This is a genomic window from Actinophytocola sp. KF-1, from assembly GCF_054661535.1.
Window position 1 is genome coordinate 410,595 of sequence record NZ_BAAFVK010000005.1, and the last position, 13,231, is coordinate 423,825.

Genomic DNA, 13,231 nt, shown 5'->3' on the forward strand with positions numbered 1-13,231 from the left:
GCTCAGCCGAGCACGAAGTACCGCAGCCACAGGTAGGGCGCGGCGACCACGACGGTGATCGCGGTGATGACGACGCCCTTGCGCGTGAACTCCCAGAACGAGATCGGGTTGCCCGCCCGCAACGCGATGCCCAGCACGACGACGTTGGCGCTGGCCCCGATCGCGGTCATGTTGCCGCCGAAGTCCGCGCCGAGCGCGAGCGACCACCACAGCGCCTGCGCGTGCTCCGGATTGTCGATGCTCCGCGACAGGTCCAGCACCAGCGGGCTCATGGTGGCCACGTACGGGATGTTGTCGATCACCCCGGACAGCACCGCGGACACGAACAGGATCAGCATGACCGCGAGGAGCGCGTCGCCGCCGGTGGCGTCGGTGACGACCGCCGCGAGGTCGCCGATCACGCCCGTCTTGACCAGCGCGCCGATCATGATGAACAGCCCGGCGAAGAACAGCAGCGTCTCCCACTCGACGCTGTCCAGGTACTGGCGGGGCGGCAGCCCCGAGACCAGCACGAGCACGCCCGCGCCGAGCAGCGCGACCACGGACGGCTCGACGTGGAACACCGAGTGCCCGACGAACGCGGTGAGCACGGCGACGAGCACGGCACCGCACTTGACCAGCAGCCGGGTGTCCTGGATCGCCTCGCGTTCGTTCAGCTCCATGACCCCGGCCGCCTTGTCCGGGTCGACGGTGAACGAGCCGCGGAACAGCCACGGCAGGACGAGCGTGAACACGACCAGCTCGACCAGCACGATCGGCGTCATGTGCACGAGGAAGTCGTTGAAGGTCAGCCCGGCGCGGCTGCCGATGATGATGTTCGGCGGGTCGCCGATCAGGGTGGCGGCGCCGCCGATGTTGGAGGCGAACACCTCGGCGATGAGAAACGGGACGGGGTTGATGTCGAGCCGCTCGCACACCAGCAGGGTCACCGGCGCGATCAGCAGCACCGTGGTCACGTTGTCGAGGAACGCGGACGCGACCGCGGTGATCAGCACCAGCAGGACCATGATCCGCAGCGGCGAGCCCTTGGCGCGTTTGGCCGCCCAGATCGCGACGTACTCGAACACGCCCGTCCGCCGCAGGATCCCGACGATGATCATCATGCCGAGCAGCAGGAAGACGACGTCCCAGTCGACGCCCGTCTCGTGGGAGTAGAACGCGTCCGCCGAGCCGACCACGCCCAGCGCGAGGACGACGGCGGCGCCACCGAGCGCCGCCGCGGTCTTGGGCACCCGCTCCGTGGCGATCAGGGCATAGGCCACCACGAAGACGACGATCGCGATCCCGGTGCTCACCGGGTGCCAACATGCCGGAAACCCGGAGCCAGGGCAAACCGCCGTCCTGTTCGCGCGGTGTGCGACGTTTGATGACCACACAGGAGGGTGGGACGATGGGTGGTGGTCCCGGGAAGGAGCGCGACATGTCCGACCCCATGACATCAGCCACCCGGAAACGCCCCGTCCTCGCGGGGTTCGACGGCTCGGCGACCGCGCGGACCGCGGTCATGTGGGCCGCGGCCGAAGCCGCCCGCCGCGGCGCCGAACTGCTGGTGGCCCGCGCGTACGAGCGCCCGATCGACATCACCGACCTGTCGTGGACCCCGGTGGGCCTGCGCGACCGCTGGCCGAGGTCCACGCACTGCGACAACGCGGTGCGGGAGCTGGCCGCGGACTGCGCGGCCGCCCACCCGGACCTGGCGGTGTCCACCACCATCCGGGCAGGCCACCCCAGCGACGTGCTCGGCGAACTGGCCGAGGAGACCGACGCGGCACTGGTCGTGCTCGGCGCGGCGGAACACGGCCCGGTCGCCCGTTTCGTGCTGGGCTCGGTCGCCGCCGACATGGTGCACCGCGTGGCACGCCCGCTCGTTGCCGTCCGGCACGCACCGACCACCGCCGCCGACGCCCCGGTCGTGCTCGGCCTGGCGGGCACCGCGGCGGACGAGCCGGCGGTCGGGTTCGCGTTCGACGTCGCGGCCCGCCTGCGCGCCCCGCTGCACGCGATCCACTCGAGCCACCAGCGCGACAGCGTGGTGCACGCGGAACGGCTGCTCGCCCCGTGGCGGGAGCGGTACGCCGGGGTGCCGGTGCGCACGGACGTCCTCGCCGACAAGCCGGCGCAAGCACTGGTCGACCGGTCGGCGGGCGCACGCCTGCTCGTGGTCGGCTGCCACCACCACGGGGCCCTGCACCGGGCACTGCTCGGTTCCGTCAGCCACACGTCGCTGCACCACGCCGGGTGCCCGGTGGCGGTGGTCCCGTCCGCACGTCACCGCGCCCCACGACACGCAACGACCGCGGCGGTCGCCAGCGGGTAGGTGCGGTCGGCCTGGTGGGAGCGCCTCCGCGTGCCGCACGCCACGGCAAGCACGAACCGAACGAGCCTCGGCGGACCACACCGGCCCGGCCGTCACCTGGGCACAGGCACCACACCGGGGAACCCGCCGCCCCTGTCCTGGCAGGCGCGTTGAGGACAACGCCGCTGTCCCGAACGCGCCTTTCAGGACACCACACATCACGGCAAGCACGAACGGGAACGAGCCTCGGCAGACCACACCGGCCCACCCGGCCACCCGGCCCACGCGCCACCCGGCCCCAGGGGCACCACACCGGCGAGCACCCGCCGCCCCTGCCCTGAACGCGCCTTCCGGACACCGCACGCCACGGCAAGCATGAACCGAACCCACCGAGCCTCGCCCGACCACCCGACCGAACGCGCCACCCCGAGGAGAGCCGTCCTGACAGGCGCGTTTCGGACCCGCTGGCCTCAGGACCGGCAGCCGAACCTCGACGGCGACCCACGCCACGAAAAATTCCCCGGCGGGCTGTCCATTTGGCCTGACCCCGTCCGTAGTGGTGTCATGCGGCGACGGTCGCCGCTGGGGATGAGGGAGTCGGATCGTGAAGTACATGCTGCTGATCAACGCCGGGGCGGTCGACGAGGCGGGTGCGAACGTCGAGTGCACGCCCGAGGACTGGATGGTCTTCGACAAGGAGGTCAAGGAGGCCGGGGTCCTGGTGTGCGCGGAGTCGCTCGCCGACCTGGTGACCGCGACCGCGGTCCGGGTCGACGAGCAGGGCAGGCGGACCGTGACCGACGGGCCCTTCGCCGAGACGCGGGAGGTGCTCGGCGGGTTCTACGTGATCGACGTGCCGGATCTCGACGTGGCGCTGGACTGGGCGGCGCGGTGCCCCGGCTCCCGCGGCAGCGGCTCGGTCGTCGTGCGGCCGGTCGCGGACTTCGGGGTCTGAGCACCGGTGACCGAGGTGACGGCGTCGGTGGCCGCCGTGTTCCGCGAGGAGCACGGCAGGCTGCTGGCGGCGCTCGTCCGCCGCTTCGGCGACCTCGACCTGGCCGAGGAGGTCACGTCCGAGGCGATCGAGGCGGCGCTCGCGCACTGGCCGGTCGACGGCGTCCCGCCGAAACCGGGCGCGTGGCTGATGACCACCGCGCGCCGCAAGGCCGTCGACCGGCTCCGCCGGGACCAGGCGCTGACCGCCCGGCTCGCCGTCCTGCGGGTGGAGGCGGACCGGGCGGGGCCGGTGCCACCCGCGCAACTGACCACCGACCTGCCCGACGAGCGCCTGCAGCTGTTCTTCACGTGCAGCCACCCGGCGCTCGCCGAGGAGGACCGGGGCGCGCTCGTGCTGCGCTGCCTCGCGGGCCTGACCACCCCGGAGGTGGCGCGCGCGTTCCTCGTCCCGCAGGCGACGATGGCGAAGCGGATCACGCGGGCCAAGAAGAAGATCCGCGAGGCGCGGATCCCCTTCCGCACCCCGGACGCCGACGAGCTGCCCGAACGCCTGCCGGGCGTCCTGGGAGTGCTGTACTCGATCTTCACCGAGGGCTACGCCGCCAGCGCGGGACCCGACCTGCAGCGGGTCGACGTCGCCGAGGAGGCGATCCGGCTGACCAGGATCCTGCGCCGGCTGCTCCCCGCCGAGCGGGAGGTGGCCGGGCTCCTCGCGCTGATGCTGCTCACGCACGCCCGCCGCGCCGCGCGCACCGGGCCGGACGGCGCGCTGGTGCTCCTCGACGACCAGGACCGCGGCCGCTGGGACCGGCCCATGATCGCCGAGGGCGCTGACCTGGCGGCGGTCGCGCTGACCGGCGGGCCGCCCGGCCCGTACGGGGTGCAGGCCGCGATCGCCGCGCTGCACGACGAGGCGGCGGACCTCGCGAGCACGGACTGGCCGCAGATCGTCGCGCTCTACGACGTGCTGCTCGCGCTCACCCCGTCCCCCGTCGTCGCGCTGAACCGGGCGGCGGCGGTGGCGATGCGCGACGGGCCGGGCGCCGGGTTGTCGCTGCTCGACGAGCTGGCCGGGGAGCCGCTGCTGCGTGCCTACGGCCCCTACCACGTGGCACGGGCCGACCTGCTGCACCGGCTGGGCAGGCGGACCGAGGCCGCGGCCGCCTACCGGACGGCACTGGACCTCGCGGGCACCGACCCGGAACGGGCCCACCTGCGACGTCGCCTCACCGCCCTCGACCGCCCCTGACCTGCGTCGACTGGCGGACCCCAGAATGCGTGCTTAGGGTGACACGAAGGGTGCGGAGTGTCATGAGCGCTGGTGGGGAGGCCATCACATGGCGAGTGGCATGCGGTCCGGGAGGCAGGTCCGACGTCTCGTCCAGCCGAGGGCGCGGTTGCGCGCCGAGCAGGTCGTCGAGGGCAGATCGGTGCTGGTGCGCGTCACCGGGGAGCTGGACAGCATCACGGCGGACACGCTGAGCGCGACGCTCACCGACGCCGAGGCGGTCGTGTCCCCGCCCGCACCCGTCGTCGTGGACCTCACCGGCGTGACCTTCCTCGGCGCGGCCGGGCTGTCGGTGCTGGTCGAGCACCACGAACGGTGCGCGGCGATCGGCAGCGCGCTGCTGATCGTGCCGGGCAGCAAGGCGGTGCGCCGGGCCATGACGGTCACCGGTCTGCACGCGCGCCTCGCGCTCATCCCCGCTCCGCGGTAACTCACGCGGGTGAGTCTCGCGACTCCCGCGTGACGATCGCGTGGCCCCGTTGTCTCGTTCGTGAGGGGCGCACGGCCGCTCGTCCGGAACTACGTGGGGTGGGTCGGGCGGGTGGCCGTGGCGTGCCGGGCGCCACCGGGGAGTGACGGCGGGGACCGTCTCGACGCGAGGGAGCGGTGCGCACGGCACGAAGAGCGGGTGGCGTCGGTCGATGACCGGCGCCACCCGCCCTCACATGACTGTCAGATCAGGACGGTCAGAGGTCGAGCGTCCAGGTGTCGATGTAGCCGGTGTCCAGGGACGCCGCGTCGCGGACCCGGAGGTTCCAGGTGCCGTTGGCGGTCTCGGAGGACAGGTTCACGGTGTAGGTCTGGTTGATGTTGTCGGCGCTGCCGCCCGAGCGGTTGTGCAGGTTGTACACGGAACCGTCCGGCGCGACGAGGTCGACGACCAGGTCACCGATGTAGGTGTGGACGATGCTGACCGCCACGGTCGACGACGAGCTGGCGGTGCCCGTGCAGCCGGAGATCGAGATCGGGCTGTTCACCGTCGAGTTGTCGTTGATCGTGTAGTTGGTGCCGTTGGTGGCGGCCGGGCAGGGCCCGGGCGGGGTCACGGTGCCGGAACCGGTGTACAGCAGGAGGTTCGGGGAACCGGTGCCCGGGCTCGTGATCTTGTTCGGGGTGGCGTTGGCCTTCATGGCCGACTGGACCGACGCGGGCGAGGCGGACGGGTTGGCGGCCAGGTAGAGGGCCGCTGCGCCGACCACGTGCGGGGTGGCCATCGACGTGCCGCTGATGTTGTTGGTCGCGGAGTCGCTGGTGTTCCACGCGGAGACGATGTTCTGCCCCGGGGCGAAGATGTCGGTGCAGGAACCGTAGTTCGAGAACGAGGCACGCGCGTCGGTGTTGGTCGACGCGTTCACCGTGATCGCCTCGGCGACGCGGGCCGGGGTGAAGTTGCAGGCGTTGGAGTTCGAGTTGCCGGACGCGATGCCGTAGGTGACACCGTCCGCGATGGAGTTGCGGACCGCGTTCTCCGTGGCGGTGTCCGAACCCGAGGCGCCGAGGCTCATGTTCGCCACGGCCGGGCCGGAAGTGTGGTTCGAGGTCACCCAGTCGATGCCGGCGGCGACACCCGCGAACGAGCCGGAGCCGTTGCAGTCCAGCACCTTCACGGCGACCAGGCGGACGCCCTTGGCGAGGCCGTAGCTCGAACCGCCGATGGTGCCGGCGACGTGCGTGCCGTGGCCGTTGCAGTCGGTGTTGTTGCCGTCCCCGGTGGTGTTGGTGCCCCACACGGCACGGCCACCGAAGTCGCTGTGGGTGGTGCGGATACCGGTGTCGATCACGTAGGCGGTGACGTTGCTCGCCGTGGTCGAGTACGAGTACTTGCTGTTGAGCGGCAGGTCGCGCTGGTCGACGCGGTCAAGGCCCCACGAAGGCGGGTTCAGCTGGTCCACCGTGGCGTGGACGGTGCGGTTCTGCTGCACGTAGGCCACGTTCGGGTTCGCCGCGAGCTGGCGGGCGGCCTGCTCGCTCATCGTGCCCGCGAAGCCGCGCAGCGCCGACTTGTAGGTGTAGTCGACCTTGCTGCCGTACTTCTCGGCCAGGCTCGACACCTGGTCGCTGACGCTGGACGCGGACATGCCCGCGTCCTTGAACACGACGATGTAGCTGTCCTTGATCGCGTCGGCCGCGCCGGCGTACAGGACGTCACCCTCGGCCGCCTGTGCCACCGTCGTACTGAAGCCCATGCTGATCAACGCGGCAGTGGCCGCCGCGAGCGAAGCTCCGAGAACTCGTCTCTTCGAGCTTGCGCGTGACTCTCCCATGGCGTGGTTTCTCCTTTGCAGGGCAGCCGACCCCCGGCCCTCGTCGGGTGTCGACTGTGGATGGAGATGGAGCGTGTTCGCGCGGAACGCATCCCACATTCGTTCAAAGGAGCCCGGTCACACAAGAGAGTGAGACGCTTCCGCGCCGTGCTCTTGTGAACGTTTGATCGCCCGCTGTGAAGAAGTTGGGCTGAGCGGCGCAGCAGATTCATCCGGATGCCACGTCCCGTTTCGCGTCACGCCCCCTCCGCGCGCGGTCAGCGCTCGAACCAGGTCAGGGTTCCCCGCTTCGCGGGGCCGGGCGCTGCGCGCCCGGCGTGCCGGGATCGGCTCCTGCCAGGAGCAGCGCCACTGTGGCGGAACCCCCTGCCGTGACGAAGAGCCCCTTCCTCGCCCCAGCGCACCGAAGGACCCCTCCGTCACACGCGAACGTGACGAAGGGGTCCTTCGGTGCGGCCGTCAGGGGTGGCGCAGGCGGGCCATGATCAGGCCCACGTAGTGGTCCATGTCGGCCTGCAGGCAGGGCAGTTCCGCGTGCTTGCCGGTGCAGCCGGGCGCCCACGACGAGCCGTCCCCGTAGTCGGCGAACTCGAACGGGATCCCCGCCGCGCGCAGGTGGTCGGCCGTCACCAGTGCCGTCGCCCTGGCCCGGTTCTCCACCACCGCCTGGATCGGGTTCACGGTCAGGTCACCGCCGTTGCCGACGTACATCGCGACGCCCATCCCCCGCAGCGGGCCGACGTGCTGTGCCGGGCTCTGCGCGTTCCACACCCCGTCGAACGGCCACACGCCGGGCCCGAAGATCGCGTCGGTCGGCACGGTCGGCGTCCCGGACGCGGGCAGCTGCGTCGTCGCGACCACCGCGGCCCGCAGTTCCTGGTTCAGCAGGTCGAGGCCACCCGAGAAGCTGCCCACGTAGGAGAACAGCTCCGGCCGGTGCTCGGCGTAGTGGAACGCCCCGAAGCCGCCCATCGAGTGCCCGGAGATCGCCCTGCCCTCCCGCGCGGCGACCGTGCGCAGGTTCGCGTCGACGAACGGGATCAGCTGGTCGAGGTGGAACGTCTCCCAGTTCTGCGGTCCGAGCGACCCGGGCCGGACCCAGTTCGAGTACCAGCCGCGCCCGCCGCCGTTGGGCTGCACGGTGATCAGCGGCACGCCCTCGGTGGCCTGCTCCGCGATCCGCAGGTTGGCCTGCGTGTTCGGGTAGTCCTGGTGACCGTGCAACGTGTACAGCACCGGGTACCGCTCGGCGCCGCCGGAGTACCCGGCGGGCAGCGTGACCATGACGACGTGCTCGTCCGCCACCTGGTACCGCATCGGCTGGTACCGCGGCACCGCGGTGGAGCGGACGGCGAAGGTGAACGTGCGGTCGCTCCCCTCGACGAACGCGGGCTGCCGCACCACGGTCAGCCCGAACCCGTCGGCGAACACCGGCAGCTCGGGCGCCGCCTGCGCGGCGGGCGCGGTGAACGCGGACGCCGCGACGACCCCCGCGAGCACCACCTTGGACAGGACCTTCACCGGGTCACCCCTTCGCAGAGCGCGGCGTCGACCACGTCGTCGCGCGTCGGTTCGGCGGCGGTGGCCACCATCGTGTTCGTGACGATCGCCGCGTAGCGGCCATCGTCGGTGACCATGGTCATCGAGCTGTGGCCGGTCGGGAGGTCACCGGCGTGCCCCCACGCCTCGCCGCCGCAGGACAGGTCGAGGTGCATGAGCCCGAGCCCGTACGCGGGGCTGTGCGCGGGCAGCTCCCGCATCTCGGCGAGCGTCGCGGCCGACACCAGTTCACCGTCGGCGAGGGCGCGTTCGAACGTGACCAGGTCGGTCATCGTGGACTCCATCGCACCGGCGGAGCTGTACCGGGTCAGCTCGACGTTGCGGGTGTTGTCGAACCACAGGTAGAACGGCGGCAGACGGCCGCCGACGTAGCCGGGCACGTACGGGTCGGCGAGCGTGCGGTCCCGGCCGGCCGGGAAGCGGGTCCCGGTGAGCCCGAGCGGCGCGATGATCCTGGTGGTGATCGCCTCGCCGATCGACTGGCCGGTGAGCCGTTCGACGAGCATGCCGAGGACGTTGTAGCCGGCGTTGGAGTACCCGAAGGCGGTGCCGGGCGGGAACTGCGGCGGCTGGGTCAGCGCGGACCGCACCAGCTCGGCGAGCGTGTAGGTGCCGTCGGCCTGGGGCCGCGGGTTCACCGGGTCGCGCGGGATGCCGCTGGTGTGCTGGAGGATCTGCCGCACGGTGATGGCGTTGCCGTCGTTGCCGTTGCCGGTGACGACGCCGGGCAGGTACCGCTCGATCGGCGCGTCCAGCGCCACCCGGCCCTCGTCGACCAGCTGCAGCACGGTGACCGCGGTGAACGTCTTGGTCTGGCTGGCGATCCGGAAGTGGTCGCCGGGCGTGATCGCGCGGTCCGCGCCGACCTTCGCGGTGCCACTGTGGACGGTCCAGGAACCGGTGCCGTCGCCCGCGTGGACGGCCGCGCCCGGGCCCGCGTGGGCCAGGTACCGGTCGAGCAGCGCCCGCACCTGGTCGTGTTCCGCCGCCGCCTGCGCGGGCAGCGGGGCGGCGAACGCCGCCGTCACCGCCAGCACGCACGCGACGCTCCTGCCGATGTTTCTTCTCATGCCCTCTCCCCAACTGCCGGGTTCCGGTTGCCGATCTCCTCGAACATCTGCCGTGCGGTCCGCGTGACCGCCGTCGCCGCGTCGGCCGCGTCGAGCAGGTCCTGCCCGCTCGCGAGCAGCGCGGTGAGCCGGTCCGCGGCCCGACCTCCCGCGGTCGCCGCGATCGCGACGCACCTCGGGATCGCCTCGGCGACGCTCTGCCCGAGCGTCGCGGACGCCTGTGCGACGGCCTCCGCCATCACCGGGACGATCGCCGCGACGGCCTCGGCGACGAGCCACGTCACGGCGCCGACCACCCGTGCGGCCGCGGCCGCCGCCCCGGCGAGCGCGCTCGCGATCACGCCGCTGCTCGCGGCGAGCGCGGTGAGCGCGTCGGCGAACCCGGTGTGCGCGTCCGCCGTGGCCCCGCGGTAGGTGGCCGCGGCCGCCGCCACGTCCGCCGCGGCGCGCTCGAACTCCAGCGCGGCCTCGGTCACCGGGACCGGGTTGCCGCGCAACTGGTTCAGCGGTTCCGCGAGGAACGACACGAACGGTGTCAGCCAGCCGAGCCCCGCGACGTCCATGCCGGACAACGGCAGGCCCGGCGGGTGGCCGTCACCGGTGCCCGCCACCCGCACGGTGTCGATGAGCCCGGCCCGCGGCGGTACGACGGCGAACCGCCCGCCGAGGTCGGCGTCGCCCCGGCGCAGCGCCGCGCTCAGCGCGTCCGCCGCGGACACCGCGGCGGTGACGGCCGCGGTCGTCTCGGCCATGGCGTCGAGCAGCCCGGCGACGACGAACTGCGTGAACGCGCCGAGCGGCCGGTCGCCGAGCGCGTCCGGCAGCTGCCCGGCGACGACGACGAGCTGGTCGGCGACGACGTCGAGGCGGCAGGCGTGCGCCTCCCCCGGTTGCCCGGTCACCTCGGCGTGCCCGCCGGGAGGTGCCGGGTCACGTGGTCGAGCGCGGGGCCGTGGCCGAGGTAGTCCGCCATGATCGCGGCGACCCGGGCGCCGGCGGCCTGCTGCGCCTGCCACGCGGTGTCGACGATGAGCCGCGCGAGCTGTTCGGGGCGCAGTGCGGTGGCGGCCGGGGTCAGGGTGACGGCGTCGAAGGCGCCGCCCGCGCGGACGGTGACGGTGACCTCGCCGCCGGGCGACGTGGCGTGCCCGGCCGCCGCACGCAGTGCCGCACCGGCCGCCGCCGCGTTCGCGGCCGTGCGTGCCAGCAGGTCCTCGTAGTCCGCCAGCCACCGCGCGGATTCCACCTCGTCGCCCCCTTCGCTCGGTCCGCCGATGCTCGGCGCCGGGGGCGCCGCCGAGCCAGGCCAGGTCACCGGCCATATCTGGCCGGTACCGGCGGACCAGCGGAAACGGCTCAGCGGCCGGTCGTGTACCGGTTCGCGAGGTGGTCCTGGAGGCGGGCGTGGCGGAACTGGTAGACCGCACCGGCGCGGCGCAGCACACCCCGCCGGTAGGCGTCGTCGAGGAACGCGTGGACGGCGAACGGCAGCCGCCCGGTCAGCGGCAGCCACACGCGCGCGAACACCACCCACTGCCCCCACGCGGTGAGGGCGAGCGCGAACCCGACCGCGCCGCCGATCCCGCCGACCAACCCGAACGCGAGGCCGAACAACGGGTTCCACTCGAAGGTCAGACCGAACAGGTAGCCGGGTGGCAGGGTGTTCAGCAGCGTCACCGCGAGCCAGCTGGTGGCCGTGACGGCGACCGCGAAGCCGGGCCCGAACAGGAGCACCTGCACGACCACGGTCGTGCGGTTGACGCGCAGCAGCTCGGCCGGGCTGCCCGCGGAGGTGATGTCGAGCGGCGTCTCACCGAGTGCCATGAGCCCGAACACGAGCCCGGCGGCGACCGCGAACACGACGGCGAACACCAGCGCGTCGGCGACGCCCACGACGACCCCGCGCCCGGTGCCCATCAACAGGGCACGCACCGACTCGCGCATGAGCCCCAGCAAGAACCCCAGGATCGCCCCGCCCACCGCACCGATGCGGAACCGGGCGCCGAAGTGCCCGCGCCGGTGCCCGCCGCGGCGGAACCCCAGGCGCACCCGGGAGGGCCGGAGCACCACCGGCAGGTACCGGGACGCGAGCCCGTGGGCCAGCCCGAACGCCAGCCCGGCGACGACGCCGAGCAGCACCCCGAACACGACCTGCGGCCCGGTGATCCCGTGGAGGATCGCGGCCTCGACGACGATGTCCGCCGCCGCGACCCCGAGCGCGACGAGGAGGCTGACCACGAGCACGCGGACGGGACGGTGGAGGGACACCCCGAAGTGCCACCAGGCGAGGTCGTGCGTGCCGAGCCGGGTCAGGTGGTGGGCGAGGTGGCCGAACCAGTGCTCGACGCGTTCGGGGTCGAACCGCCGGTCGTCGGGCTGGTGCCGGTAGACGGTCGGGACGAAGTTGCCGAGCAGGTGCTCCTCGACCGACTCCGGCGTGGGGAACGTGGTGGTGTCCAGCAGGACGGCGGGGTCGTGGTCGGGGGTGTCGCTGTAGATGGTGCGGGCGAGGCCGACCATCAGCGGTGTCGTCAGCACCTGCGTGAGGTTCGTGCTGGCGGTGCTGTGCGGGTGGTCGCGCAGCTCGGCGAGCACCGGCGCCCACGCCGTGCCGTCGTGCTTGCGGGTGGTGCGGGGCAGGTAGTCGACGAGGTCGGTGACGGTCAGGTCGGTCAGCCGGACCCCGGCGGCGGCGGTGAGCACGTCGGTCCCGGCGACGGCGGCGGCGTACTCCTCGGGGCGGCTCGTCAGCAGCAGCGGCAGGGTGGTGCCGTTGAGCGCCTCCAGGGCGGCGCGGTGCAGCCCGCCCGCGATCTCGTCGAACCCGTCGAGCACGGGCAGGATCCGGTCGGTGGCGACGAGCGCGGCGGCGAGCGTCGACCCGTCGGGGCCGGGCGCGCTCAGCCCGGGGTGGTCGCGCAGGAGCTGTTCGGTGAGCCAGTCGCGCAGCGGGGTCGTGGTCGGCTGCCACGACCCGAGGCTGAAGATGACCGGCACCGGGTCGGCGGCGGCCCGGTCTTTCAGCAATGCCAGCACGAACCGCAACGTGAGGATCGTCTTGCCCGACCCGGCCCGCCCGAGCACCACGAGCCGCCCGGACTCGACCTTGCGGTAGACGTCCACGATGTCGCCCAGCTGCCCGGAGAGGTCCAGCGGCGCGGCCCGCCCGCCGGCCCGGGCGCGCCGGATGTTGGCCCAGGAGTCGATCAGGTCCCCGTCCACCGTGCGCCACCGCACCGGCAGCGGGAACGGGTCGTGGATCTGCCGCTGTTCTTCCTCCCGCTGCCAGCGCGCACGGACGGCGTGGGCGAGCTGCCCGGCGGCCTCGGCGAGCCGGATGTCCACCGTGGACACCGGCTTCGGTTCGGGCGCCCGCTCCCCGTGCCCGGCGGCGGCGAACAGCTCCCCGCGTTCCGTGGCGTCCAGGTCGAGCGCCTCGGCAAGCCTGCGCACCGTACCGACGCGGGGGTCGGCCCGCTCGCCGGTCTCGAGGCCGCGGATGGTGCGGACGCCCAGGTCGGAGCGTTCGGCAAGGCCCTCCTGCGTCATGCCCGCCCGCAACCGCAGCTGCCGCAACAACGCGCCGAACTGGCTGGCCACATCACGCCTCTCGGGTCGGGGAACCCGACCTTATCGAGGCGGACGGCGTCCGCTCGGCGATGCGTGGCGGGTATTACGCCGAGTTCGGTCGCCGTTCACTCGCCGCTTGCGGGTGGTGTTGTTCGGATGCGGGGTTGGTCTGTTGCGCGGTGGGGTGCTGCGGGGCCTGGCTTGCCGGTGTCCTGAAGCGCCTTTC

11 protein-coding genes are annotated in these 13,231 nt (G+C 72.8%); 4 read left to right on the forward strand and 7 right to left on the reverse strand.

The genetic code is table 11. From position 1 onward, the window contains the following. Positions 1–2 precede the first annotated feature (2 nt). The gene (locus ACYQ77_RS17915) at positions 3–1,295 is read right to left on the reverse strand and encodes an ArsB/NhaD family transporter (RefSeq protein ID WP_459712672.1); all 1,293 of its coding nucleotides are present in this window, start codon (positions 1,293–1,295) and stop codon (positions 3–5) included. A 125-nt stretch (positions 1,296–1,420) separates the two neighbouring features. Between ACYQ77_RS17915 and ACYQ77_RS17920 the strand changes: the two genes are divergently transcribed. From ACYQ77_RS17920 to ACYQ77_RS17935, 4 genes are all read left to right on the forward strand, one after another. Beyond that, positions 1,421–2,317, forward strand: coding sequence for a universal stress protein (locus ACYQ77_RS17920; protein ID WP_459712675.1), 897 nt, complete (start codon positions 1,421–1,423; stop codon positions 2,315–2,317). A gap of 583 nt (positions 2,318–2,900) precedes the next feature. Continuing rightward, on the forward strand, positions 2,901–3,251 hold the full coding sequence (locus ACYQ77_RS17925; protein WP_459712678.1) for a YciI family protein: 351 nt from the start codon (positions 2,901–2,903) through the stop codon (positions 3,249–3,251). A 6-nt stretch (positions 3,252–3,257) separates the two neighbouring features. Further along, the gene (locus ACYQ77_RS17930; protein WP_459712680.1) at positions 3,258–4,502 is read left to right on the forward strand and encodes an RNA polymerase sigma factor; all 1,245 of its coding nucleotides are present in this window, start codon (positions 3,258–3,260) and stop codon (positions 4,500–4,502) included. A gap of 88 nt (positions 4,503–4,590) precedes the next feature. After that, positions 4,591–4,971: an STAS domain-containing protein gene (locus tag ACYQ77_RS17935; RefSeq protein WP_459712681.1), complete on the forward strand. Its 381-nt coding sequence runs from the start codon at positions 4,591–4,593 to the stop codon at positions 4,969–4,971. A 256-nt stretch (positions 4,972–5,227) separates the two neighbouring features. On the opposite strand, the gene ACYQ77_RS17940 is transcribed toward ACYQ77_RS17935, so the two are convergent. From ACYQ77_RS17940 to ACYQ77_RS17965, 6 genes are all read right to left on the reverse strand, one after another. After that, positions 5,228–6,805: a S8 family peptidase gene (locus ACYQ77_RS17940; RefSeq protein ID WP_459712682.1), complete on the reverse strand. Its 1,578-nt coding sequence runs from the start codon at positions 6,803–6,805 to the stop codon at positions 5,228–5,230. A gap of 459 nt (positions 6,806–7,264) precedes the next feature. Further along, positions 7,265–8,326 carry an alpha/beta hydrolase gene (locus tag ACYQ77_RS17945; protein ID WP_459712684.1) on the reverse strand — a complete coding sequence of 354 codons (1,062 nt, stop codon included), beginning with the start codon at positions 8,324–8,326 and terminating at the stop codon, positions 7,265–7,267. Beyond that, entirely contained in the window at positions 8,323–9,435 is a 1,113-nt protein-coding gene (locus tag ACYQ77_RS17950) for a serine hydrolase domain-containing protein (protein WP_459712686.1), read from the reverse strand. The genes ACYQ77_RS17945 and ACYQ77_RS17950 overlap by 4 nt, the downstream gene beginning before the upstream one ends. After that, entirely contained in the window at positions 9,432–10,337 is a 906-nt protein-coding gene (locus ACYQ77_RS17955; RefSeq protein ID WP_459712688.1) for a hypothetical protein, read from the reverse strand. The genes ACYQ77_RS17950 and ACYQ77_RS17955 overlap by 4 nt, the downstream gene beginning before the upstream one ends. Continuing rightward, a complete protein-coding gene (locus ACYQ77_RS17960) occupies positions 10,334–10,750 on the reverse strand; it encodes a YbaB/EbfC family nucleoid-associated protein (protein WP_459712690.1) in 417 nt (138 codons plus the stop codon). Before ACYQ77_RS17960 ends, ACYQ77_RS17955 begins: the two co-directional genes overlap by 4 nt. Positions 10,751–10,791: 41 nt before the next feature. Next, positions 10,792–13,035, reverse strand: a complete 2,244-nt coding sequence (locus ACYQ77_RS17965) for a helix-turn-helix domain-containing protein (RefSeq protein ID WP_459712692.1) — start codon at positions 13,033–13,035, stop codon at positions 10,792–10,794. Positions 13,036–13,231: the final 196 nt, after the last annotated feature.

Bases quoted from the DNA above. Each gene is read 5' to 3' on its own strand.
- ACYQ77_RS17950 (WP_459712686.1), bottom strand. From the start codon at position 9,435: ATGAGAAGAAACATCGGCAGGAGCGTCGCGTGCGTGCTGGCGGTGACG.
- ACYQ77_RS17940 (WP_459712682.1), bottom strand. From the start codon at position 6,805: ATGGGAGAGTCACGCGCAAGCTCGAAGAGACGAGTTCTCGGAGCTTCG.
- ACYQ77_RS17935 (WP_459712681.1), top strand. From the start codon at position 4,591: ATGGCGAGTGGCATGCGGTCCGGGAGGCAGGTCCGACGTCTCGTCCAG.
- ACYQ77_RS17920 (WP_459712675.1), top strand. From the start codon at position 1,421: ATGTCCGACCCCATGACATCAGCCACCCGGAAACGCCCCGTCCTCGCG.